Raw genomic sequence first — 24090 nt, forward strand, 5'->3', positions numbered from 1 at the left:
CCTCTTTAAAATAAAATTCATAAGCTCTTATTTTTTGCATAATAAATTGCTATGTATATTTTAACATATACATAGCAATTTTAATATATATATTATCTAAATTCCGCTCCTAGCTTATGCTCTAGCGCTCTTAGAATTTTATCATGTACTTTACCTACTGATTTCTCATCAAGAGTCTTTTTAGGATCTCTATAAACAATAGCATAAGCTACACTTTTCTTACCTTCTGGAATTTGCTCACCTTTGTATACATCAAATAATTTGATTGATTCAACAAGTGGTTGACCTGCTCTTTTTATTGCATCTTCTATATCTGCAACTAAAACTTCATCATCAACTAATATTGCTATATCTCTTGTAACTGCTGGGAATTTAGCTATTACTGAGTATGATTTTTCTGTATTTGCTGCTGCATATAATTTATCTAAATCAAGCTCTGCTGTATAAGCTAAAGTATTTACTCCATAGTTTTCTGTAACATCAGGATGAACTTCTCCAAGAACTCCAACTTCAATATTTTTACCCACTGAAATCATAGCAGTTTTTCCTGGGTGGTAACTTGGGTTTTCTGATTCTCTTTTGAATGAGAATTTAGTAATTCCAAGTGCTTCAATTAAGTTTTCTACTACACCTTTTAAATCAAAGTAATCTACATCTCCATACATTCCTATTGTAAGAATATTTCTTTCTGTAGGAAGTTCATTTTCATCTTCATTTGGAATATAAACTTTACCAATTTCAAATAATCTTGCATATTCGTTATTTCTAGCATAGTTTCTTCCAAGTGATTCCATTATTGAAGGAAGTATAGATGTTCTCATAACACTAAAATCTTCTCCTAATGGATTTTTGATTCTAACTACATTTCTAAGCTCTGAATCAGCTGGTATATTAATCATATCAAATACTTTCATACTACCAAATGAATAACTTATTGATTGGTTGATTCCTGAAGAAATCATAGTATTAACTACTAAATCATCAAGTTTTTGCTTAGCATTTTTTGCTTCTTTATTAGTATTAGTTGTAATTATTGTTGTTGGAACATTGTTATATCCATATATTCTTGCAACTTCTTCTGCAATATCCTCTTTAATAGCAATATCTATTCTAAATGTAGGAACTGTTATTTCTAAACTATCCCCATTTATAACTGTCATTAAATCAAGACTATCTAAACATTCTTTCATTATTTCACTTGAAATATCAGTTCCAAGGAATCCATTTATCCATGAAGCACTTACAGACATTTTTCCTTCTGGCTTAACAGAATTATATATATCTATTGTTCCTTCCATGATTTCTCCACAACCAAGTTCTACTATTAAAGCACAAGCTCTATCCATAGCAAGAGTTGCAAGGTTTGGATCTATATCTTTATCAAATCTTGATGAACTCTCTGTTCTAAGTCCAAGTTTTTTTGAATTAACTCTAATATTTGTTCCCTCAAAGTTTGCTGACTCAAATATAACTTCTGTTGTATCATCATTAATTCCTGAGTGTAATCCACCCATGATTCCTGCAATAGCAACTACTTCACTACCATCTTTGATAGTTAATACTGAGTTATCTAAAATTCTTTCTTCTTCATCTAAAGTTACAAACTTTTCTCCATCATTTGCTTTTTCAACAATAATGTTTCCTGTTTTAACTTCTCTTTTATCAAATGCATGCATTGGTTGCCCAAGTTCTAACATAACGTAGTTTGTAATATCTACTATATTATTTATAGGTCTAACATCTGCATCCATAAGCTTTTCTTGCATCCATGCAGGAGATGGAGAAACTTTTACATTTTTAACTCCTCTTGACATGTATCTTCTACAAAGCTCATCCTTAACATCAACTTTTATAATGTCATTTATATTTTCTTTTGAAGCTACTTCAAATTTTATATTTGGCATTTTATAAGTTGTTTTAAGTGTTGCAGCAGTTTCTCTAGCCATACCAACTATACTTAAACAGTCTGGTCTATTTGATGTTATCTCTAAATCAATTATAGCTTTATTAAGACCTAATGCTTCTTTGATACACATTCCAGGTTTTGAATCTTGTGGTAATATCATAAGTCCGTGAACTTCAACGTTATCAGCTATACCTAGTTCTTCCTCAGAACAGAACATACCATTTGATACAATCCCTCTAAGTTTTCCTTTTTTGATTTTTGTTCCATCAGCAAGTACTGAACCATGAAGTGCTACTGGTACAAAATCATTTTCTTTCATATTATCTGCTGCTGTAACTATTTGAAGAAGTTCTTCTTCCCCTATGTTAACTTGACATATTTTTAATTTTTCAGCATCTGGATGCTGTTCTATTTTTTCTAATTTACATACTACAACTTTCTGTATAGTATCTCCTGCAATTTCAACACCTTCAACCTTTGAACCTGATAGAGTTAATAAATCTCCAAGTTCAACTGCTGGCATATCTACATTTACGTAATCTTTTAGCCAATTAAATGGTACTTTCATCTTTGCTTCCTCCTTAGAATTGATTTAAGAATCTCATATCACTTTCATATAATAGTCTGATATCATCTATGCCATATTTAAGCATAACCATTCTATCAACACCAAATCCAAAAGCAAATCCACTATAAACTTCTGGGTCTATTCCACAGTTTCTTAAAACATCTGGGTGAACCATTCCACAACCAAGAAGTTCTATCCAACCTTCACCCTTACACACTTTGCAGCCTGCTCCATCACATACGAAACATGTTGCATCCATTTCTGCTGATGGTTCTGTGAATGGGAAGTGATGTGGTCTAAACTTAGTCTTCATTGAATCTCCAAACATTTTATGTGCAAATAATTGAAGAGTTCCTTTTAAGTCTGCAAATGTTATATTTTTATCTATAACAAGACCTTCCATTTGATAAAATATTGGAGAGTGAGTTGCATCAACCGCATCTGATCTAAAAACTTTACCAGGTGAAATCATTTTTATTGGTAACTCTTGGTTCTCCATAACTCTAATTTGAACTGGTGAAGTTTGAGTTCTAAGAACCATATTATCATTTATGTAGAAAGTGTCTTGCTCACTTCTAGCTGGATGATCTTTTGGTATATTTAAAGCCTCAAAGTTATAATAATCTTTTTCTACCTCTGGACCTTCTTCTACTGAGAATCCCATTGATATAAATATTTCTTTCATATGATCAAGAGTTAACTCAAGTGGGTGTTTCTTCCCTATTAAGTTTTTCTTACCAGGCATTGATATATCAATAACCTCACTGCTTAATCTAGCATTTTTTTCTTTGTTTTTAATTTCTGTAGCAATTTGCTCAATTTGCGCCTCAATAGTTTCTCTAACCTCATTGGCTACTTTACCCACTACTGGTCTTTCTTCCTGACTTAAATCTTTCATACCTCTTAAGATAGCTGTAAGCTCACCTTTTTTTCCAAGGTATTTTACTCTTATAGCTTCGATAGCTGTACTATCTACTACTACTTTTAATTCTTCTAATGCACTATTTTGAATTTCTTGTAATTTTTCTTGCATCTTTAAATTCTCCTTTCAGATTATTTGCTAAAAAGTGGTAAAAAGCATAAAAAAACCCCGTCCCAACAAAGGGACGGGGTATATATATATCCGCGGTACCACCCTAATTAACATACTAAATGTTCACTTAAGAAAAAATAACGGCTTTTAACCGCTAACTGCTACTAACTTTCACAATTAGAACTCCAGAGTGAATTTCCATACCCATTCTTTAGAAAAACTTTCAGTCGCGATTTTTCATCCCTAAAAAGAACTTACAATATGTACTTATCTCTATCATAGTTTATTTAAATTATTGTATTTACACCTAATTATACATATAAGATATAAATTATACAATACTATTTATTAATATTTTGTCTTATTTTTTCATAAAGCATTACTGATGTGGCAACTGCAACATTTAATGATTCTGCATTCCCTGGCATAGGTATTTTTACCTTTATATCAGAAATTCCATATACTTCCTCAGATACACCATTTCCTTCATTACCAACTGCAATTATTGTATTACCACTAAGGTCTTCATTAAAGAAATCATTTTTCCCTTGTAGAGAACTTACTACAAGCTTAAATCCCTTTTCTTTTAATTCATTTATTTTTTCTAAATTATTATCCTCAATTACAGGAAGGTAAAAAATTGAACCCATAGTTGAACGTAATGTTTTATCATTATAAATATCTACAGTCCCTTTAGTAGTTATAATTCCAGCAGCTCCTACTGCATGAGCTGTTCTAATAATAGTCCCCATATTCCCTGGGTCCTGAACTTTATCAACAAGCACCACTATATCTCCATCTTTTAAGTCTTTATTCTCCATCTCAACTACAGCCATAACCCCTTGAGGTGTTCCTGTAAATGAAAGTTCTTTAAGAAGTGATGGTGTTAAAATTATTTGATTTTCAATATCTTTACCCTCTAAAAAATCTAAATGTTTTTCCTTAAACTCTTCTGTAAATAATAGAGTTTCTATTTTAACTCCACTTTTAAAGGCTTCATCAACAAATCTTAAACCTTCAATTAAATATGTAGAACTCTGAGTTCTATATTTCTTTTCTTTCAACTTTTTTATATTCTTAAATAAAGAGTTGTTTTTACTTTCTATAACTAACAAAATAAAAATTCACCTCGCAAAAAATTATTTTTATAACAATAATGGCTATATACCCCACTCTTATAAAACAGAGAGATAAATAGCCATTCTTTTTCTAAACAATATTAACTTAATATTTAAATAGTGTCAAATCCCCTTAGATTATCTCTATTTTTATCTTGCTATTTTGCTTTCTAGTTTACTTAAATCTCCAGCTGAACCAATTGCTACAACTACATCTCCAGGTTCAATGATATCATCTGCATATGGTGATACATTAACATCTTTTCCTCTTTTGATTGCAACAACGTTTATTCCATACTCTGATCTAAGACTAAGTTCATTAATAGTTTTTCCATGCCAGTCATCTGGGCTGTTAATTTCTATTATGCTATAATCTGATGATAATTCAATATAATCTAAAATATTAGTAGACACAAGATTATGTGCAACTCTTATTCCCATATCTTTTTCTGGTAAAATAACTCTATCTGCTCCAATTTTATATAAAACTTTTGCATGCAAGTCACTATGACCTTTTGCTATTATGTGCTTTACTCCATTTTCTTTTAAAAGAAGTGTAGCCATCACACTTGATTGTATGCTTGCACCGATAGTTACAACGGCAACATCAAAATTTCTAATTCCTAAAGTTTTAAGTGCAGCCTCATCTGTTGCATCCATTTGAATTGCATGAGTTACATCATCAGAAATTTCTTGAACTAAATCCTCATTTGTATCTATTGCTAATACATCATGCCCTAAAGCATAAAGTGTCTTTGCAACTGATGCCCCAAATCTTCCAAGTCCTACGACTACAAATTGCTTATTTGACATTTTAATTCACTCCTAACCAATTAATATCTTATCTTCTGGATATTTTATAGCTATTTTTTTAGTTTTATGCATTCTACTTGTTAACGCAAGTAGCACAGTCATTGGACCAACTCTTCCAATATACATAGTAACTGCTATTATAAGCTTACCAGCTGTATTTAAATGTGGTGATAATCCTAAATCTAGACCTACCGTAGCATAGGCAGAAACTGATTCATAAACTATATACATAAATGACGTACCTTCTGGTTGCGTTGCTGCAAGAAGCAGGATAACGGTTATTACTAAGGTCAATGATAAGAAGAAAATTGCAAAAGCTTTATAAACAGTTTCTTTTGATATTCTCTTTTTAAATATTTCAACATCATCTCTGCCTCTTATAATTGATACTAATGTAACTACAAGAATACCAAGCGTTGCCGTTTTAAGGCCTCCAGCTGTTGACCCTGGCGATCCTCCAATAAACATAAGAAGTATTGTAAGAAACTTTCCAGCCATAGTCATATCAGTTGTTGAAATTGTATTAAAACCTGCTGTTCTTGTTGTAACAGATGCAAAAAATGCATTATTAATTTTCTCACCAATAGACATTGATCCAAGTGTCCGTGGGTTACTAAATTCAAATATAAACATTAAAATAGCTCCACCAAATAACAGAATAGCTGTTATTATTAATACAACTTTTGCATGAAGAGATAATTTTTTACGCTCTTTATAATTATAAAATTCACTCCAGATAACAAATCCAAGTCCTCCAATTATAATAAGTGCAGAAATTGTATATATTATAACAGGGTTATTAGCATATGATGTTAAACTTGAGTATTTCCCCGAAACAGTTCCCATTAAATCAAATCCTGCATTACAAAATGCTGAAATTGCTGTCCACACACTATAATACAGACCCTTTCCAAAACCAAACTGCGGAATAAATTGTGTTGATAATAGTAATGCTCCAAGTCCTTCTACAGCAAAAGTAAAACCAAAGATATACTTCATTAGCTTAACCATCCCCTGTATTCCAAACGTATTTAAAGCTTCTTGTAAAAGAAGTCTTTCTTTTAATGTTATTCTTTTACCAACCATCATTGCAAATAAAGTGGTAAATGACATAAATCCAAGTCCACCAATTTGTATTAGAACAATAAGAACTGTTCTACCAAAATAATTCCAATGTGTTGCAGTATCAAGCGTTACAAGCCCTGTAACACAAACTGCTGAAGTTGATGTGAATAGTGAATCTATGAAGTCTGTACTTTGACCACTATTAGACGATATAGGTAAACTTAGTAAAATTGCACCTATTAAAATAACAACTGCAAATCCAAGCGCAAGAACTTGAACCGGACTAAGCTTATACTTACCCGCTATTTTGATATGCATAGCTACACCTCCAAAATCATAAATATTCACTTTTAAGTTTATGTAATTAAGCTCTTTTCTAACAATAAACCCCTATAGTAAATATTGACATATTTATTTTACATAAAAAAAATGCGACTATATAGTCGCATTTTAAATATTAAGCTAAGTGCTTTTTAGCTACTTCAACTAAATCAGCGAATGCTTTTGCATCATTTATAGCGATTTCTGAAAGCATTTTTCTGTTTATGTCAATTCCAGCTAATTTCATTCCGTTCATGAATTTTGAATATGAAAGACCACTTAATCTAGCAGCCGCATTTATTCTTACGATCCATAATCTTCTGTAATCTCTTTTCTTTAATCTTCTTCCAACGTAAGCATTTCTAAGTGCTCTGATAACTGACTCGTTAGCAGTTTTGAATAACTTACTTTTTCCACCGTAGTAACCTTTTGCAAGTTTTAAAACTTTTCTATGGTTCTTACGAGCGTTTATTGATCTTTTAACTCTTGCCATTTCGCAAACCTCCTATGTTTCTTCTTATAAATAAGGTAATAATTTTTTGATGTTTTTCTCTTGAGTTACTGAAACATATCCAGTTTTTCTAAGATTTCTTTTTCTTTTTGAACTTTTCTTAGTAAGGATGTGGCTTTTGTAAGCTTTTCCTCTTTTAAGTCTACCAGTTCCTGTAAGTTTAAATCTTTTTGCAGCACCTCTATGAGTTTTCATTTTTGGCATAGTATAATCCTCCTCTCAAGTTAAGCTTTTTTTGGAGCTAATATTAAAATCATGTTTCTACCTTCTAATCTAGCTGGTTTTTCAATAACTGAATACTCTTCTAATATAGTTATGAATTTTTCTAAAATTCTTCTTCCTATAAATGAGTGTTCTGCTTCTCTTCCTCTAAATCTAACAGTAATTTTAACTTTATCTCCTGCTGTTAAGAACTTCTTAGCATTTTTAGCTTTTATGCTAATGTCATTCTCTTCAATAGTTGGGCTAACTCTTATCTCTTTTAGAGTAACAATTTTTTGATTTTTTCTTGCTTCTTTTTCTTTTTTTGCCTGTTCATATATTTGTTTACCGTAGTCCATTATCTTACAAACTGGTGGCTGTGCATTTGGTGATATCATTACTAAATCTAAGTCTAGCTCTTCAGCCATTCTTTTAATATCTCTAGTATCCATTATCCCAAGTTGGTCACCATTCACTGCGATAGCTCTTACTTCTTTAACTCTTATATCATCATTCATTAAAAATTTTTTACTAATAGTTTTCACCTCCGACAGATTTTAGCCAACATAAATATATAATAATAAAAAAAGGACGGCTAATTAGCCGTCCAATTATTATCTCAATCAATTATTGATGTAATAATCATATTAAACCTAGCTAGCAATGCTGCAAGGTGAGAAACGGCGTTTCTTCTTAACAAAAATTATTCTATCATTATAATATATTATTGTCAACATTATTTTATAAAATATTTTTATTTTCCACAAAATCTACTCTTTCTCTAAAAACACTAGTTATAGTTTTTAGAAATTCTTCATGTATACAAAATTCTCTACCGTATATATGTATACACTTTGGAGCATTTGTTATAAGTCCACTTATTATAACATCCTCCGAATTTATATTAGTAGCATCTTTACTCTCTACTAATTCATTCACAAAAATTTTAAATAAATCTTTTCCTTCTATATCCTTTATACTATAGTGACCATCTTCTTTTATATATATATTCACTACATCAAGTTTACTATCTTGTATATCTACAAAATACTTTAAAAGATTTATAAATTCATTATACTCCTTTTCAACCATATAATCTTCAACAACTTTATCAATTATATCTTCTATTATAGGTCTTATAGGTTTTAATCTAAATCTTATAAATCCTTCTATATTTATAAAACTATCTTCCCTTATAAACTCGTTAATTATATTTTCTATTTTTGTTATATTATTTATACATTGAAGATGTCTCTCACTTGTTATTGACACTTCTTCCTTTAATACTGCTTTTATTTTTTTATCTACTTCCATTATTTCTTCATGTTTTAAAAAGAAATAATTTTCTGTTAAATACTCTAAAAGTTCTTTGTTTCTATACTTATCTATTATAGCTCTATAAATTGCATTAGCTATATAAAGTAATACTTTTGATCTAACTTCTTCTATATTTTGTGACTCATCATCGCAAAATATTTTAATGAAGTGAGTTTCATTTTCCATAAATTCAGATACGCCTATTTTTATATCTTTCTTTTTTAAAATCTCTTTAATCCCATGTATATCTTCTATGAAATTTTGTTCCTCATTACAAGCTATTTTTACTAAAAGCAAAAGTCTCACTCCTTCCTTCATTCTTAGTATGCTTTAATTCTGCTACTCTATACTTAATTTGTATAGCTAATAATCGACAAAGAACTCATTTTTTAGTAATATATTTCTATTACTATAATTGGAGGATATTCTATGAATACTTGTTTTGTCGATTACCGAATTAGCGACCTTGAATTAAGCAACCTTTATAAAGAAAATTTAAATATTATACAAATCCCAAAATCTCCTCACCTATATGATTCCATTAATGGACACCCTGATATACAAGTAAATATTACTTCAAATTCAAGTATTATCCTTGCTAGTAATTCTAATCTTGAAATATCAAATATTGCATTGAAAAATATTTCTATAACTTACTCTAAAAATAAGCTTGTAGAAAAATATCCAAATAATATTTTTTTAAATGCAGTAAACCTTGAAAACTATTTTATCCATAATTTAAAATATACAGATGAAATTCTCCTCTCTAAAGTTCAAGAAAAAGAGTTAATAAATATAAAACAAGGTTATAGCAAATGTTCTTGTTGCATTGTCAGTGATAATGCTCTTATAACTTCAGATGCTGGTATTTATAATTCATTAAAGCCCTATAATATTGATGTATTATTTATCCCTGCTGGTGATATATCATTACCAGGACTTTCATACGGTTTTATAGGTGGAAGCTGTGGACTTATCTCTAAAGATAAACTTGCTTTCTTTGGAAACTTAAAAAACCATAGTTATGAAAAAGAAGTCAAAGAGTTTTTATTCAAACATAGTGTTAAGCCTATTTATCTTTGTGATACACCACTTATAGATAGGGGTAGTATTCTAACACTAATTTAATATTCTTTATATTTTACGTTTTTGCTACTATATTTGTTAATAAAAAAGAGTATAACAACAAAATTGTTATACTCAAGCTTTTTATACACTTAATATCATAAGAGCTGTTTTTATCGACATGTTATGCTTACTTATAAACTCTTTAGCTTCACTTCTTTTAACTTTTAAAACTTCAATTTCTTCATCCTCTTCAGCATGTTCTGTTGTTATCTCACCCTCAACTATAGCCTTTACAACGGCTACTGATTCATCACTCATACCAACTGATGTATAACTAGGTTTTAATATTAACTCTGCTGATATAGCTTTTAATCCAGTTTCCTCAAATAATTCTCTTTTAGCTGACTCTTCTATATCCTCACCGGCATCTACAAGCCCTGCTGGAAATTCATAAATATAATCATTTATAGCTGGTCTAAACTGCTTTAAAATTATAAATTGGTCATCCTTAGTTATCGGTACTATCATAACAGCATCTGCCTTATCATGATTCATAACCTTACAAGCAAGTTCACTTTCTTTTCTTCTACTTGCAACAAAATATTTTTTAGGCTTATTATTATTATTTAAAAGGTCTAACTCATACATGCTTAAAAACTTACAATCTACTAATTTATTAACTGATAATAACTTCATAAAAACACTCCTCTCTTACTTTTAATATATGCTTATTATAACAGTTATTTATAGTTCCTAAAACAAAACCCTAGAAAATCTACGTCCTCTAGGGTTTATCTTAATTATTGAGTTTTAAATACAAATGAACAGAATTCTAATAAATCTCTAAATTCAATTCTCTCTACCTCTGGAATAGATGCAATAGTTGTTTGTTTATCATTAAATATAATAGTTTCTTGCTCTAGTTTTATAAACTTCATATCCTTATGACTAACTTTCCAAGGCGTACCAAATTTATTCTTACAATAAATTGCTTTTGTTGTAAGAAGGAATCCTTCCTTCCCTGATTTAAACAATGTACTATCAAATGCCGCTAATGGCACTTCATTTTGTTCTATTGGTGCATATGCTGCAATTGCATTCTTTATCTTACTATCAAGTCTTATATTCATATCTTGTAACTTTATCATCTTTCTAAGTTCTGGGCTTAAAGTTTTCTTTACAAAATCATAAACTGTTTTGATGTCTTCAAAATCGTCATCTTCTCCATTAAACTTCTCCATATACTCATTACCTTCTAGCATATCATGTACTGAAAGTGATGAATCCGCTATACTTACTTTTTGATATCCACAAATTTCTTCCCCTCTTAAACTCTTATAGACATTCACAAAATCCATAAGGAATTTAATAAAGACATCAATCTGTCTAAAACCAACAAAATCAAATCTAAAAACTTCATTTTCTGTTGCTATATGAATATATGGTCTAAAGTATCTTTGTCCACCTTTAAGGAGACTTTTCTCTTTCCACATAATCCTTTTAATATCTTTTAATAAAATAGGTACATCCCATGAGGAATGATAAATTGCCTTTGATGTTATAAGGAAACCATCTCTATTATTAGATTTTCTAAGAATAAATAATGATTCATCTCTTAACTCTTCTCTAACATCTATGAATGATTTTATAAATACTCCACAATGAAAATCTGGTTCTTTAGATGTAAGTATTTTTTCTTCTAACACTATTTTCGGGAATTTTTTATAAAGTTCATGCGCTTTTTCTATAAATTCAATATCAATTGTATCTTCATTATTTAAAGCAAGTCCTGTATTACCAATTTTATTTTGAATTTCATAGAAATATTTTGTGCTATATCCACTTTCTTCTTTCAACTGATTAAGAAGTATACTCTTCTTCTCATTTGTAAGATTAAGTAGCATTATTGTTTTAGATAATTTCTTTACAAAATTCTCTAACTCCTCATCATCTTTACCTGTTAAATCTAATTCTCCAAACCATCTACCAAACTTTGATATTTCAAGGTCCATAGCAAACTTAGTATCTATTCTATAATTACCTTTATATTCTATAATTTTCTCTTCTAATAAATCTTGATCTCTCTCATACTCAAGTTTTTCAATTCTAGACTTAAACATTGATTTTCTTATTTCATAATCAACTTTTAGGAAATCAACATCTGAGAAAATCATCCCAAAGTTATTAACCTCAACTTCAATTACAACCTCATCATCAGAAATTTTATACAAATCTCTAAGTCCCTTAGCTGCTTGTGCTTTTTCCTCTAACTCAATATCTCTATTTTTAAGAGATATTATATCATTTTTATATAGCTCTAATCTTAAACTTTCTTCAACTTCTGAATAATTCACTGTACTAACAACATGTCCAAATGTTTGAAGTTCACATTTAACTATTGTATTAATATCAGTAATTTTAAATCTTTTTTTAAGGCTCTCACATAAATTCCTACGCTCTATAAAATCAGCATCTGTATTTGTTAAACTTTCTAATGATGAATTATATAACTTAGAATTAAGTTCTATAAGCATCTGGTTTACTTTTGTACAGCTCTCACCAGCAATCATTACAACCCCATAAGCTATATCTAAAAGTATTTTTTCATCCTCACCAGTTGGCTCAATAATATTTATAATTTCTAAATGAGCTTCCTCATAATGTGGATAAGCTACAAGTGCATCTAAAACAAGGCCTACATATCTCTCAAAGTCAGTATTTTTGTTTACAGACTTTGCTGAAGATATATAACTTATAGCATCTTCCTTACCCTTAATTAAAGCTGAAAGTTCGGCTGCCCTACCATCTATTTTTGAATCTATAAGATTTTTTATAGTACACATAGCATAACTTGTACTATTAGCAATCATTTGAATTATTAACAATTCAATAGCCTTAAATGCTTTATTTGCTATATTTCCCTCATAAACTCTTTTAATTTTACATTCCTGTAAAACTCTAAAGATATAATCACTTGTCTTTCTGCCTATTATAGTATTAACTTTAGCTGATTCAAATTGAATTGCAACTTTTGGCATCCAAGCAAATTCTTCATTTTTACCTTCATTTAATTCTTCATTAATTTCATCTAGGAAATTTGTATACTTCTTAATATTAGAAACTTCAAACATCTCACCTAAAGTAAAATTAGGAATTTCACTTATAGGTATAAATCCATTTTCTTTTATACAAAGCATAAACTCTTCTATAAAATCTTCATAACAAGAATAAAAAATATTAGTTAAATTATTTTCATTTAATTCTTTTCTATCATCTAAACTAAAGACTTCATGTTCAAATGAAATAGCATATGATATTGCAAGATTCAAAAATCTTACTTGCATACTATCAATCCTACTATCTTTAGTTCTAGAAATTATATTTTTATATCTACCAAGTATATTATCTCTATTAAACTCAGTTGATGTTACTCCTTTGTTAAATGAATTTACAAGTCCCTTACTACTTATATTAAATTTATTACTGATATCATCTATTATGTTAATCTCTTTTGGCTTTTCTTCTGTAATAATAACATTTCCTTGGACACTATTAGCATTTTTATTTGCTGCTTCAAATGTTTTTGTTGCTATCATCTCTTCTTGACTACCATTCGAACTTTCCTCTTTATAATTATTTATGGCAAATTCTAAACAACGTTCACCTTCTTCATCAGGTACATCCATATCACGCCAGAACTCTTCAATTTCTTCTCTATCAAAATCATCTAAAATAAAATCTGAATCTATGTTTCCATAGTTTACATCTACTATATCAGCTGTATACTCAACAACAAGATTATATTTTTTTAATAATTCTTCTGTTACTGTTTTAACCTCTTCCTCTGATAAATCTAAACTTATTCTTTTTTTATTTAAAAGACTTTGTGTTCTAGCATTTTGAATCTCACCCTTAAAGTAAAAACGCTTATAACTATCTAAGTATTTTTGCAATTTTGTATTCATATAAACCCCTCACCCTTTTCACCGTAAATGTATTCAAACATAATTCTACCATATTTTTGCATTATTGCATATTATTTTCTTTTACTCTTTTTTAAGATATTTTAACTTAAAATTTTTTTATTTATTTTTTAAAACCCTTTAAAATCCTAACTCAATTATAAAGAAAAAAGCGCAATAAATTAGTTTTATTGTGCTTTAAAATTACTTCTTTTATTATATTTTACTCAAATCAAAATTTTTAAAATTTCTTTATTGCTTCCTCTAAATTTTCAACAATAAATCGCGGCTTAAAATCTAGTTCTTCAACCTCTTTATTAAACCTATTAACCCATATAGTATTAAATCCATAACTTGTAGCACCTGCTATATCCCATCCATTTGATGAGAAAAATACTATTTTCTTATTATCTTTTATGCCAAATTTATTATTGACCATTTCATAAACTTCTTTACTTGGTTTAAATCTTTCTATTTCTTCAACTGATATTACTTCATCTAAATATTTTTTTATACCAGACGTCTGAGTTGCATCATTTAACATATCATATGAACCATTTGAAAGTATCGCTGTTTTTATCCCTCTTTCTTGTAATTTCTTTAGAACATTTTCAACCTCTTTATATGCATCTAATTTTTTATATAAGTCCATTAAATTTTCTTTTAATTCTACCTTTATATTATATGTTTTCATAGCATATACTAATGCATCTTCTGTTACACTAAAAAAACTTTTATATTCATTCATTATTTCTCTTAAAAAACTATATTCAAGTTGCTTTGCTCTCCAAAGATTAGAAAATTCTTCATAATTCTCACCTATATCCATCTTCATTTTTCTACTAGCAGAGTGTACATCAAATAAAGTTCCATACGCATCAAATACACATACTTTTATATCTTTCATTAAAATCATCCTTCTTTCTTTTTTATAAAAATTTAACTAGATTTCTTTTTCTATTTTAACTATACAACTAAATATTGAAGAACGTCTTAATTTAAATAAAAAAAATACACTTCTTAGTGAAGTGTATTTTTTATTGGAGGCGCCACCCGGATTTGAACCGGGGGTGAAGGTTTTGCAGACCTCTGCCTTACCACTTGGCTATAGCGCCCTATAATATAGTATATGTTGTAAAAGATTTTTTATACTCTTTACTCTATATACTATACTATAACTACTAATGTGTTACAGTAATTTTAATTTTTTTAATTACTTTGTACTATTTAATATTCCACCAATTTGATCATGTGTAAATACATATCCTGTATTACAGAAATGACATCTTAATTCTTCTGATTTTTCTTCTTCGTATATTTCTTCTAAATCTCTTCTTCCAATTGCAATTAAAGCTTTTTCAACTTTTTCTCTTGAACAATCGCATGAGAATTTAGGAACTACACCTTCATCATATATTACAAGGTCCATACCTTCAAATATCATCTCTAAAACTTCTTTAATTCCTTTTCCCTCAGACATAAGAGTTGTCACTGATGGTACTTCTTCTAATCTATAAGTTAATAAATCACCTAAAAGTTCATCTGCACCAGGTAATAATTGAATTATATATCCACCTGCAGCTTTTATGCTATGATCTTTATCTACTAAAACTCCAAGGGCAACTGCTGATGGCACTTGCTCTGATACTGTATAGTAATAAGCTATATCTTCTGCTATTTCTCCACTATATATTGGAACTTGACCAACATATGGCTCTTTAAGTCCTTGATCTTTTATTACTGACAGAATTCCTTCTTTACCAATAGCTGCTCCAATATTTAATTTTCCATTAGCTGCATTTAAAGGTAAATTAACATTCGGATTTCCTATAAATCCTTTTACTCTTGAATCTGGATAAGCAGTTACTGTAACACCATTAGCATCACCACCACCCTTTATTTGAATAGTTAAAACTGCCTTATCTGATTTCAGTTCTGAACCCATTAAAGCTCCCGCTGTAAGCATTCTTCCAAGTGCTGCTGCTGCTGTTGGTGTACAACTATGTGCTTTAGATGCTTCATTAACTAAAGTTGTTGTTTGAGCACCTATTATTCTTATCATTCCATTACTTGCTGTTGCTTTTATTAATTTATCCATAATAATCTATGCCTCCATTTATCTTTTAAGAATATATAATATTCTCTCACTGTTTTCTTTTACTTCATTTGAACTATACCCTTCATGTTTTGAAATCATTTTAAAGCCTACACTTTTAAAAATGTCCTCTATCTCATCTTCATGATATGCTCTTTCTTCATGTATTTCGTCAAATCTTTCATACAGATATGCATCTCTTATAAAGAATGTAAGACTCATTTCTACTATATCATCTTCAAAGATATTCTCCCAAGTATAAAAAATTTCTTCATTATCATAACTATATATGTTATTTCCTAATACTTCTGAAAGCTTATAATAAGAATTTATATCAAAAACAAAGACTCCATCATCTTCTAAATGATCATAAACCCCTTTAAAATAATCTTTTAAATCTTCTTCATCTAATATGTAGTTAGTAGAATCAAGAACACAACTTATAAGGTTAAACTTTTTACCAAGTTCAAGCTCGCACATATTTTGGCATATTATATTAGCCTTCAATTTATTATCTCTAAGCTTTTGTTCTACTTCTGTAAGCATATCTGGTGAAAGATCTACAAAGTAATTTTCTTTGAATTCTTTTCCAACATGTATCCCGACATTTCCTGTCCCACATGCTAAGTCAAGATAGTTATCAAATTTTACATTTTCTTTTTTTGCAACTGTTAACAAATATTCAGCTATTTCCTTATAATTAATATCTTCATTTATAAGCTGATCATAAACCTTTGCCATTTTATTATAACTACTCATTGCAGATTCTCCTTCTTCACTTAAATACTAACTATCATATTATATTTTCTATTTTTCGTCAATAAATTTCTTCCTTCCAAGAATCTCATCATTACTTGGTATTCGTCTCTCTTTCTTTCTTTTTGTCATTACACCACCTATTCGTCCTGTTTCCTCTGCAGTAAGACCTCCCCATCCTAATTCATACACTTTTTCTGTAAGTCCAAGTTCTTCTGCAATTTCATACTTCATTTTTTCTCTAAGTTTTTCAGCTTCTGTTAATACTTTATGACATTTTATCTTTTCTTTTATTATTTTTTTTAAAGGTGTTTTACTCATTAATAAATCAATCCCCTTTAATTTCTTCTATTATATTTATGTATTTTTTCCATTAGTGAACTCTATTATTCAAAAAGTTTGTACTTATTTCAAACTTTTTCCCAATAAAACTTGATAATTACAGTAGTTTTGAACTATATTTAATATATATATAAATTAAGGAGGGGTTATTTTGTATAATATTGCAGTTGTTGGATCTACTGGTAATGTAGGCAGAAAGTTTTTAGAAATACTTGCACAAAGGGACTTCCCAATAAAAGAACTTTACCTATATGCATCAGCAAGATCTGCTGGAAAGATTATGAAATTCAAAGAAAATGATTATATTGTAGAGGAACTTTGTGAGGATAATATTAAAGATAAGAAAATAGATTTTGCTCTATTCTCTGCTGGTGGTGACACTAGCCTTGACTTTTCACCTATCTTTGTTAACTATGGGGCCGTAGTTATTGATAATAGTAGTGCTTGGAGAATGGATCCAAATGTTCCTTTAGTAGTACCAGAGGTAAATCCTGAAGATATTAAATTGCACTCAGGAATTATTGCTAATCCAAACTGTTCGACTATACAAGCAATGGTTGCTTTAAAGCCATTACAAAAAAAATATGGACTTAAAAGAGTTGTTTATTCAACATATCAAGCAGTTTCAGGCGCTGGTGTACAAGGTATAAAAGATCTTGTAGATGGAGTTAAAGGTGAAGCACCTAAAAAATTCCCCCAACCTATAGCTGGAAATGTACTTCCTCATATAGATGTATTCTTAGAAAACGGATATACTAAGGAAGAAATAAAAATGGTTGAAGAATCAAGAAAAATATTACATGATGATTCTTTAAAAATAACAGCTACAGCTGTTAGAGTTCCTGTTATAAACTCACACAGTGAGAGTATTAATATAGAATTCGAAAAAGAATTTGATTTAGATGAAGTTAAAGAACTTCTTTCAAATTCTAAAGGAATAACAATAATGGATGACCCTGATAATCTTATTTACCCAACCGCTCTATTCTGTGATGGAAAAGATGATGTTTATGTTGGAAGAATAAGAAGAGATTTTAGCCTTGATAATGGTTTGAATCTTTGGGTTGTTGCTGATAATATAAGAAAAGGAGCAGCTCTTAATACGATTCAAATAGCTGAACTTCTAATAAAATAATAATTTCGGAGGTATTTTTATGTCAATTTTTAGAGGATCCTGTGTTGCATTAGTTACACCTTTTACAAAAACAGGAGTTGACTTTGATAAATTAAAAGATTTAATAGAGTGGCACATAGAAAATGGAACAGATTCTATATTAGTATGCGGAACTACTGGCGAAGCTACTACAATGAGTCTTGAAGAGAAAAAGGAAGTTATAAAATTAACAGTTAAATCTGTTAATGGTAGAGTTCCCGTAATTGCTGGTACTGGTACAAATGATACTAAAGCATCTATTGATATGAGCATTTTTGCTGAAAATGCTGGTGTAGATGGTTTACTTGTTATTACACCATACTACAATAAAACATCTCAAAAAGGACTTGTTGCACATTTTAAAGCAATAAATGATGCTGTTAAAACACCTATTATTCTTTATAATGTTCCATCAAGAACAAATATGAATATAAGCCCTGATATGCTTAAAAAGCTTTCAGTCTTAAATAATGTAGTTGCTATAAAAGAAGCTAGTGGAGATTTTTCTCAAATAGTAAAAATGAGAGCTCTTTGTCCTGATATAGATATTTATTCAGGAAATGATGATCAAATTGTTCCTTTATTAGCACTTGGTGGTATAGGAGTTATTTCTGTACTTGCTAATATTCTTCCAAAAGAAACTCACGATATGTGTCAGTTTTATTTAGATGGAAAGGTTAATGAGTCAAGAGACTTACAACTTCAATATTTAGATGTTATAGAAAATTTATTTATAGAAACAAATCCTATCCCAGTTAAAACTGCTATGAAGTTAATTAGCAAAGACTGTGGTGACCTAAGATTACCTCTTTGTGATATGGAAGATTCTAACTTTGATAAATTAAAAGACGCTTTAAATAAACAAAACTTATTAAAATAAAATAAGATCGGAGAAAATCATTTATGGTTAAAGTATTACTAAGTGGTTGCCTTGGAAAAATGGGAACTACTATAATAAACTCAGCAAAAACAAAATTTGAAAATGTTGAAATTGTAGCTGGTTTTGATAGACTTGATAGCACTGATGGGGACTTTCCTATATTTAGTGATTTAGCAAAGTGCGATGTGGATTTTGATGTAATTATTGATTTTTCAAGAGCAGATGCACTTAAGAAATTATTAGCTTTTGCTAAAGAAACAAAAAAACCACTAATAATTTGTTCAACAGGATATACACCAGATGACTTAGCACTTATAGAGGAATCTTCAAAAGAAATCCCTTTATTTAGATCAGCTAACATGAGTATTGGTGTAAATGTTGTTAATAACATTCTTAAAAAAGTTTCATCAATGCTTTATGAGAACTTTGATATAGAAATCATAGAAAAGCATCACAACCAAAAAGTTGATGCACCATCAGGTACAGCTCTTTTACTTGCTCATACAATTCAAGGGGCAATAGAAGAAAAAACTGACCTTATCTATGGTAGAGAAGGAACTCATAAAAGAGAAAAAGAGGAAATCTGTGTCCACACTGTAAGAGGTGGTGGAATTATAGGTGACCATGATGTTATATTTGCTGGAGATGGTGAAGTTATAGAAATTAATCACAAAGCTATCTCAAGAGATGTATTTGCAGTAGGTGCTTTAAAAGCAGCACAGTACATGGCAAACATAAGTGAAGCTGGAAAATACGACATGGATAATGTCTTAAACTTAGAATTCTAGTAAAAAGAGTCTTATAAAAGTTAAATTTAACTTTTATAAGACTCTTCTTTTTATTTTAAAATTCAATTCCAAGTCTTGCGTTAACACCTTTATCCATGTAATGTTTTATAGGCTTCATTTCTGTTATCAAATCTGCCTTTTCTGCTACCTTATCTGGTACATTTCTTCCTGTTAAAACAAGTTCCATATTATTAGGCTTTAAATTAATTAATTCAACAACTTCATCTTCAGTTATAAATTCTCCATGAATTGCCCCCATAACTTCATCTAAAATTAAAATATCACACTTTCTCTCTTTTAAACATTCTATAGCAAAAAAATATGCTTCTCTTGTCTCTATTTTATACTTAACCATTTCTTCCTCATTTAAATCCCAAGTAAATTTCTTTGTAGTTTGAAATCTAAATAAATCAATATTATCTATTTTGTCTATAGAAGCCAGTTCCCCTGTCTTCCATGCTTTTAAAAACTGTATTATAATAACTTTCATATCATCACCAGCGGCTCTAAATGCAAGCCCCATTGCTGCTGTTGTCTTTCCTTTTCCATCTCCTGTGTAAACCTGAGTATATCCTTCTTTAAGCATGTTTTTCTCCTTTAAGTTTCATTTTTCTACTTAATATAATAACATATCTATAACTCACTAACCACTTAATAAGTCTCACATAAACTTCATAATATTTAAGTAAAAAAATAAGACCGCCTTTACAGACAGTCTTTATATAAATATTACATTATTTCTGCTTCTTGATTTTCTATAACCTCTATAACTTCTTCAACGCCTTCTTCTGACACTGCTACTTTTTCCATTTTTGATATAGATACTTCATAAGCCATCTTCTTAATTACTTCTGTCTCAGAAATTCTTTTTTGATATTCTCTGCTTTGAAGTCTTCCCCAAACCTTAATGTTATCTCCAACTTCTAAACTTTTACAGAATCTTGAATTTCTTCCCCAAGCAATTGTTGGTATATAATCTGATTTATTATAGCTTCTATTTACAGCTAATAATACATCAGCAATTTCTCTACCAAAAGGTGTTGTTCTATAAACTGGCTCTTTACATATAAATCCATCTAAATAAATTTCATTTGGATTTTTACTTCTTTCTATACATTCTTCTATATTTCTAGCAAATACTGTTAATATCAGTTTATTGCTTCCACCAACAAATTTATTGTAACTTCTAAGTTGCCCCTCAACAACTACAAGTCTGCCAATCTCTAAGTCAAATTCTGCTATTAATCTCTCCGAAATTGTTATATTTAACTTATCCTTTGAATCACTTAATCTCATTACCTCTAAATCAAAAGTATAGAATTTTTCTCCATACATTTCATGACTATACTCCATCTCTGAAAGTATTATCCCCTCTAAATAAATCTTGTTGTTTAACATTAAATCATCCATGTTAATCTTAACCCCTCTCCCCATTTGTGTTTAATATTTTGTAATCGGTTATTTTTTTGATGTGTTTATTTAATTCATTTGTATTAAATTGTAAATTTCTTTACTTTTCCATTATAAACAAATAAAGGTATTTATTCAACTTTTTATTGTTAATTTATTTTGAATTGTTTACCGTTTTCATCAACAAAAAATTCCTTTTTATGTAACATTTCATCTATAGTTACTAGCTTATAACCTTTACTTTGTAATAATGGTATAATTTTATCCAAATTCGTAGCTGTGAATTTCCCATTATTATGGAAAAGAACAATATCACCAGATTTTATATCTCTCATAACATTATTATGTTCGAACTCTAAACCTTTATTTTTCCAATCAAGGCTATCTTTACTCCACTGCACAGATGTAAGCCCCATTGAATTTATAAGCTCTACACCCTCGCTTGTATAAGCCCCTGACGGGAATCTAAAGTATTTACTGTTCTTTCCAGTTACATCATATATTATTTTTTCTGCCATTACAATTTCTTTTGCAATTTGTTTTCTGTTTATTTGCAAAAAGTTCGGATGTTCATAACTATGATTAGCAATTTCATGTCCCCTTCTATCTACTTCCCTTAATTTAACATCATTACCATCTGGGTATTCTACCCATTTCCCTATAACGAAGAATGTACTTTTTACATTATATTTGTCTAAAACATTTAAAATATCATAAACTCCTTCTGGGTCTGCCCAGTTCAAATCAAAAGTTAACGCAATCTTTTTCTCTTCAGTTACCACTGAAAAAATAGGAATCTTATTTTTACAATTCTTTCCTTGTGCAAATACAGGTACACCTTGTATTAGGATAAATAAAAATATCATTCCTAATATTAATAGTTTTTTTCTTTTCTTTATCATTTATTAACACCTTCCTTTTCTACTCTTATTTTGACTTTTAAATATTCTTCTTATACTATTAATTATGTGATATAATAATTTTAAGTATTGTATCAAAATTATGGAGGAAAAAAAGATGTATGATAACACTGTAGAACTTGCAGAAAATAAGCTTTTGCTTTTATATATAATAAAATCTATAAAGTATACTATATCTAATGCACAGCTTACGGATATAGTTCTAGAACATAGTTTTATTAACTATTTTACACTTCAACAATATATAGCAGAGCTTGAAAAATCTAATTTTATTAAATTAGAAGAAAAAAATAATAAGGAGTTTGTTCTTCTTACAAGAAAAGGCGACTCTGTCTTATCATTATTCAAAGATAGATTATCTCAAGGGAAAATGAAATCTATTGATGAATATCTTTATGAGCAAATAGACTCTATAAAAAGAGAGCTTAATATCTTTGCTGATTATACTCCTGATAATAATGATTCGTTTTCAGTTAATTTAAAGGCTATAGAAGGAAATGATGTTCTTCTTGACCTAAATGTTAGTGTTCCCACAAAGAACCAAGCAAAAGAATTATGCTCTAAATGGAAAAATAATTCTTCAGAAATTTACAATAAAATAATGGAAGCTTTAATAGAGTAATTTTTTTACAACAAGGGGGAAAAATTTTTGTTAAAAAAATTTAAGTTACACTTCAATTGGATACCTATAATAATTATAGCTGCGTTAATACTTAAAGCCGTTTTTAGTATAGAACTTATTTTCAGCGGATTCTTTTCTGATATTATTTCAATATTAATGCCTTTCTTTTGGGCTTTTGGAATAGCATATTTACTAAATCCACTTATGCTACTTTTTGAAAGAAAATTGAAACTGAAAAGATCACTTAGTATCCTACTTACTTACATTGTGACAATATTAGTGTTTGTATTCTTAATACTTGTTATAGTTCCAACTATATTTAATAGTTTATCTGATCTTACAGATAACATAACATCGTATATGCATACAGCAGAAAGTTTTATTAATGAATTCTTTAGCGAGTTCCATAAAAGTTCTCCTGAAATTTCACAAAAACTTGAAGCATCAGTTGTAGATACTATAAAAGCTCTTAGTTCTGCATTTGCATCACTTGCTGGAAGTTTTGTTGGGCAAACTATTGCATTTACATCATCATTTATTAAATTTATATTTGGGTTCATTATTTCAATATATATGTTATCTCAAAAAGATATTTTAATAGGTTTTGTTAAAAAAATGATAAATGCTATGTTACCAACAAATAAATCTAATTTTACATTAGAATTTTTAAGTGAATCTAATTATTTATTTTCTAGATTTATTGTTGGTAAAACAATAGATTCAACTATTATTGGAATTATGTGCTACGTTGGGCTTTTATTAATGCAGGCACCATTTGCAGCACTTATCGCACTTATAGTGGGTATTACTAATATGATACCTTACTTTGGGCCTTTCATTGGAATGGTTCCTGCATTCGTATTAACTCTATTTGTAAGTCCTACAATGGCTATTTGGGTGTTAATATTTATCTTCTTACTTCAACAATTTGATGGGTGGTATCTTGGACCTAAAATTCTTGGAGATAAGGTTGGAGTTTCTCCTCTACTTATAATCTTCGCTGTTACAGTCGGAGGTGGAGTTGGTGGACTTCTTGGAATGTTTATAAGTGTACCGATAGCTGCTTTAATAAGAAATTACCTAGATAGGTACTTTGATTATAAATTAAAACAAAAAGAAAAAGCAGAAATAGATGAACTAGAGAAAACTTTATAATAATAAAAAGACAGACTCAATAATGAGTCTGTCTCAGGACGTCGACAAACTACAATGTCGATGTCCTTTTTTTTGTTTTTCGATTA

The 24090-nt window shown here is 29.3% G+C and carries 24 protein-coding genes, 1 tRNA gene and 2 other annotated features; of the genes, 6 read left to right on the forward strand and 19 right to left on the reverse strand.

Annotated features, from left to right (window positions below; all coding sequences use genetic code 11):
* Positions 1 to 92: 92 nt before the first annotated feature.
* The 9 genes from pheT to ytxC all read right to left on the reverse strand — a co-directional run bounded on the left by pheT (position 93) and on the right by ytxC (position 9150).
* Entirely contained in the window at positions 93 to 2474 is a 2382-nt protein-coding gene (pheT, locus tag Q0V24_RS05020) for a phenylalanine--tRNA ligase subunit beta (RefSeq protein ID WP_297519194.1), read from the reverse strand.
* Positions 2475 to 2487: 13 nt separating this feature from the next.
* On the reverse strand, positions 2488 to 3507 hold the full coding sequence (gene pheS / locus Q0V24_RS05025; protein ID WP_297519197.1) for a phenylalanine--tRNA ligase subunit alpha: 1020 nt from the start codon (positions 3505 to 3507) through the stop codon (positions 2488 to 2490).
* 66 nt (positions 3508 to 3573) lie between these two features.
* Positions 3574 to 3796, reverse strand: a binding site (T-box leader).
* A 52-nt stretch (positions 3797 to 3848) separates the two neighbouring features.
* Complete coding sequence (locus Q0V24_RS05030) at positions 3849 to 4622, reverse strand: RNA methyltransferase (protein ID WP_297519199.1); 774 nt, start codon at positions 4620 to 4622, stop codon at positions 3849 to 3851.
* Between the two features lie 153 nt (positions 4623 to 4775).
* A complete protein-coding gene (locus Q0V24_RS05035) occupies positions 4776 to 5438 on the reverse strand; it encodes a TrkA family potassium uptake protein (protein ID WP_297519201.1) in 663 nt (220 codons plus the stop codon).
* A 12-nt stretch (positions 5439 to 5450) separates the two neighbouring features.
* Positions 5451 to 6821, reverse strand: a complete 1371-nt coding sequence (locus Q0V24_RS05040) for a TrkH family potassium uptake protein (protein ID WP_297519203.1) — start codon at positions 6819 to 6821, stop codon at positions 5451 to 5453.
* A gap of 139 nt (positions 6822 to 6960) precedes the next feature.
* Positions 6961 to 7317 carry a 50S ribosomal protein L20 gene (gene rplT / locus Q0V24_RS05045; protein WP_297519205.1) on the reverse strand — a complete coding sequence of 119 codons (357 nt, stop codon included), beginning with the start codon at positions 7315 to 7317 and terminating at the stop codon, positions 6961 to 6963.
* 24 nt (positions 7318 to 7341) lie between these two features.
* The gene (rpmI, locus tag Q0V24_RS05050) at positions 7342 to 7539 is read right to left on the reverse strand and encodes a 50S ribosomal protein L35 (protein ID WP_297519207.1); all 198 of its coding nucleotides are present in this window, start codon (positions 7537 to 7539) and stop codon (positions 7342 to 7344) included.
* 20 nt (positions 7540 to 7559) lie between these two features.
* Positions 7560 to 8054 carry a translation initiation factor IF-3 gene (gene infC, locus Q0V24_RS05055; protein WP_297519209.1) on the reverse strand — a complete coding sequence of 165 codons (495 nt, stop codon included), beginning with the start codon at positions 8052 to 8054 and terminating at the stop codon, positions 7560 to 7562.
* A gap of 59 nt (positions 8055 to 8113) precedes the next feature.
* Positions 8114 to 8237 (reverse strand) — a sequence feature (ribosomal protein L20 leader region).
* A 40-nt stretch (positions 8238 to 8277) separates the two neighbouring features.
* A complete protein-coding gene (gene ytxC, locus Q0V24_RS05060; protein ID WP_297519211.1) occupies positions 8278 to 9150 on the reverse strand; it encodes a putative sporulation protein YtxC in 873 nt (290 codons plus the stop codon).
* A 132-nt stretch (positions 9151 to 9282) separates the two neighbouring features.
* Here ytxC and Q0V24_RS05065 point away from each other — a divergent pair, with 132 nt between their 5' ends.
* Positions 9283 to 9981, forward strand: coding sequence for a DUF6873 family GME fold protein (locus Q0V24_RS05065; protein WP_297519213.1), 699 nt, complete (start codon positions 9283 to 9285; stop codon positions 9979 to 9981).
* Positions 9982 to 10062: 81 nt separating this feature from the next.
* On the opposite strand, the gene Q0V24_RS05070 is transcribed toward Q0V24_RS05065, so the two are convergent.
* From Q0V24_RS05070 to Q0V24_RS05100, 7 genes are all read right to left on the reverse strand, one after another.
* Entirely contained in the window at positions 10063 to 10617 is a 555-nt protein-coding gene (locus Q0V24_RS05070; protein WP_297519215.1) for an NUDIX hydrolase, read from the reverse strand.
* A gap of 104 nt (positions 10618 to 10721) precedes the next feature.
* A complete protein-coding gene (locus Q0V24_RS05075) occupies positions 10722 to 13886 on the reverse strand; it encodes a hypothetical protein (protein ID WP_297519217.1) in 3165 nt (1054 codons plus the stop codon).
* A gap of 238 nt (positions 13887 to 14124) precedes the next feature.
* Positions 14125 to 14790 carry a haloacid dehalogenase type II gene (locus Q0V24_RS05080; RefSeq protein WP_297519219.1) on the reverse strand — a complete coding sequence of 222 codons (666 nt, stop codon included), beginning with the start codon at positions 14788 to 14790 and terminating at the stop codon, positions 14125 to 14127.
* Between the two features lie 134 nt (positions 14791 to 14924).
* Positions 14925 to 14998 (reverse strand) — tRNA-Cys (locus Q0V24_RS05085).
* A gap of 98 nt (positions 14999 to 15096) precedes the next feature.
* A complete protein-coding gene (gene hslO, locus Q0V24_RS05090; protein WP_297519244.1) occupies positions 15097 to 15984 on the reverse strand; it encodes an Hsp33 family molecular chaperone HslO in 888 nt (295 codons plus the stop codon).
* Between the two features lie 15 nt (positions 15985 to 15999).
* Positions 16000 to 16737 (reverse strand): class I SAM-dependent methyltransferase, encoded by a 738-nt coding sequence (locus Q0V24_RS05095; RefSeq protein ID WP_297519221.1) that lies wholly within the window; start codon positions 16735 to 16737, stop codon positions 16000 to 16002.
* Between the two features lie 48 nt (positions 16738 to 16785).
* On the reverse strand, positions 16786 to 17055 hold the full coding sequence (locus tag Q0V24_RS05100) for a small, acid-soluble spore protein, alpha/beta type (RefSeq protein ID WP_297519222.1): 270 nt from the start codon (positions 17053 to 17055) through the stop codon (positions 16786 to 16788).
* A 172-nt stretch (positions 17056 to 17227) separates the two neighbouring features.
* On the opposite strand from Q0V24_RS05100, the gene Q0V24_RS05105 reads away from it, so the two are divergent.
* Genes Q0V24_RS05105 through dapB form a run of 3 tightly spaced genes read left to right on the forward strand, consistent with a single transcriptional unit; the run spans position 17228 to position 19897 of the window.
* Positions 17228 to 18211 carry an aspartate-semialdehyde dehydrogenase gene (locus Q0V24_RS05105; protein WP_297519224.1) on the forward strand — a complete coding sequence of 328 codons (984 nt, stop codon included), beginning with the start codon at positions 17228 to 17230 and terminating at the stop codon, positions 18209 to 18211.
* 25 nt (positions 18212 to 18236) lie between these two features.
* On the forward strand, positions 18237 to 19109 hold the full coding sequence (gene dapA / locus Q0V24_RS05110; RefSeq protein WP_297519246.1) for a 4-hydroxy-tetrahydrodipicolinate synthase: 873 nt from the start codon (positions 18237 to 18239) through the stop codon (positions 19107 to 19109).
* Positions 19110 to 19132: 23 nt separating this feature from the next.
* On the forward strand, positions 19133 to 19897 hold the full coding sequence (gene dapB / locus Q0V24_RS05115; RefSeq protein WP_297519226.1) for a 4-hydroxy-tetrahydrodipicolinate reductase: 765 nt from the start codon (positions 19133 to 19135) through the stop codon (positions 19895 to 19897).
* A gap of 55 nt (positions 19898 to 19952) precedes the next feature.
* Here dapB and Q0V24_RS05120 read toward each other — a convergent pair whose 3' ends face one another.
* From Q0V24_RS05120 to Q0V24_RS05130, 3 genes are all read right to left on the reverse strand, one after another.
* Complete coding sequence (locus Q0V24_RS05120; protein WP_297519229.1) at positions 19953 to 20483, reverse strand: cob(I)yrinic acid a,c-diamide adenosyltransferase; 531 nt, start codon at positions 20481 to 20483, stop codon at positions 19953 to 19955.
* A gap of 143 nt (positions 20484 to 20626) precedes the next feature.
* On the reverse strand, positions 20627 to 21307 hold the full coding sequence (locus Q0V24_RS05125) for a single-stranded DNA-binding protein (protein WP_297519232.1): 681 nt from the start codon (positions 21305 to 21307) through the stop codon (positions 20627 to 20629).
* Between the two features lie 149 nt (positions 21308 to 21456).
* Entirely contained in the window at positions 21457 to 22209 is a 753-nt protein-coding gene (locus tag Q0V24_RS05130; protein ID WP_297519234.1) for a polysaccharide deacetylase family protein, read from the reverse strand.
* A gap of 115 nt (positions 22210 to 22324) precedes the next feature.
* On the opposite strand from Q0V24_RS05130, the gene Q0V24_RS05135 reads away from it, so the two are divergent.
* Together Q0V24_RS05135 and Q0V24_RS05140 are read left to right on the forward strand one after the other, a co-directional pair.
* Positions 22325 to 22849 (forward strand): DUF4364 family protein, encoded by a 525-nt coding sequence (locus tag Q0V24_RS05135; RefSeq protein WP_297519236.1) that lies wholly within the window; start codon positions 22325 to 22327, stop codon positions 22847 to 22849.
* A gap of 27 nt (positions 22850 to 22876) precedes the next feature.
* The gene (locus Q0V24_RS05140) at positions 22877 to 24004 is read left to right on the forward strand and encodes an AI-2E family transporter (RefSeq protein ID WP_297519238.1); all 1128 of its coding nucleotides are present in this window, start codon (positions 22877 to 22879) and stop codon (positions 24002 to 24004) included.
* Positions 24005 to 24090 lie beyond the last annotated feature (86 nt).

The organism is uncultured Clostridium sp. (assembly GCF_947039605.1).
GTDB lineage: Bacteria > Bacillota > Clostridia > Clostridiales > Clostridiaceae > Sarcina.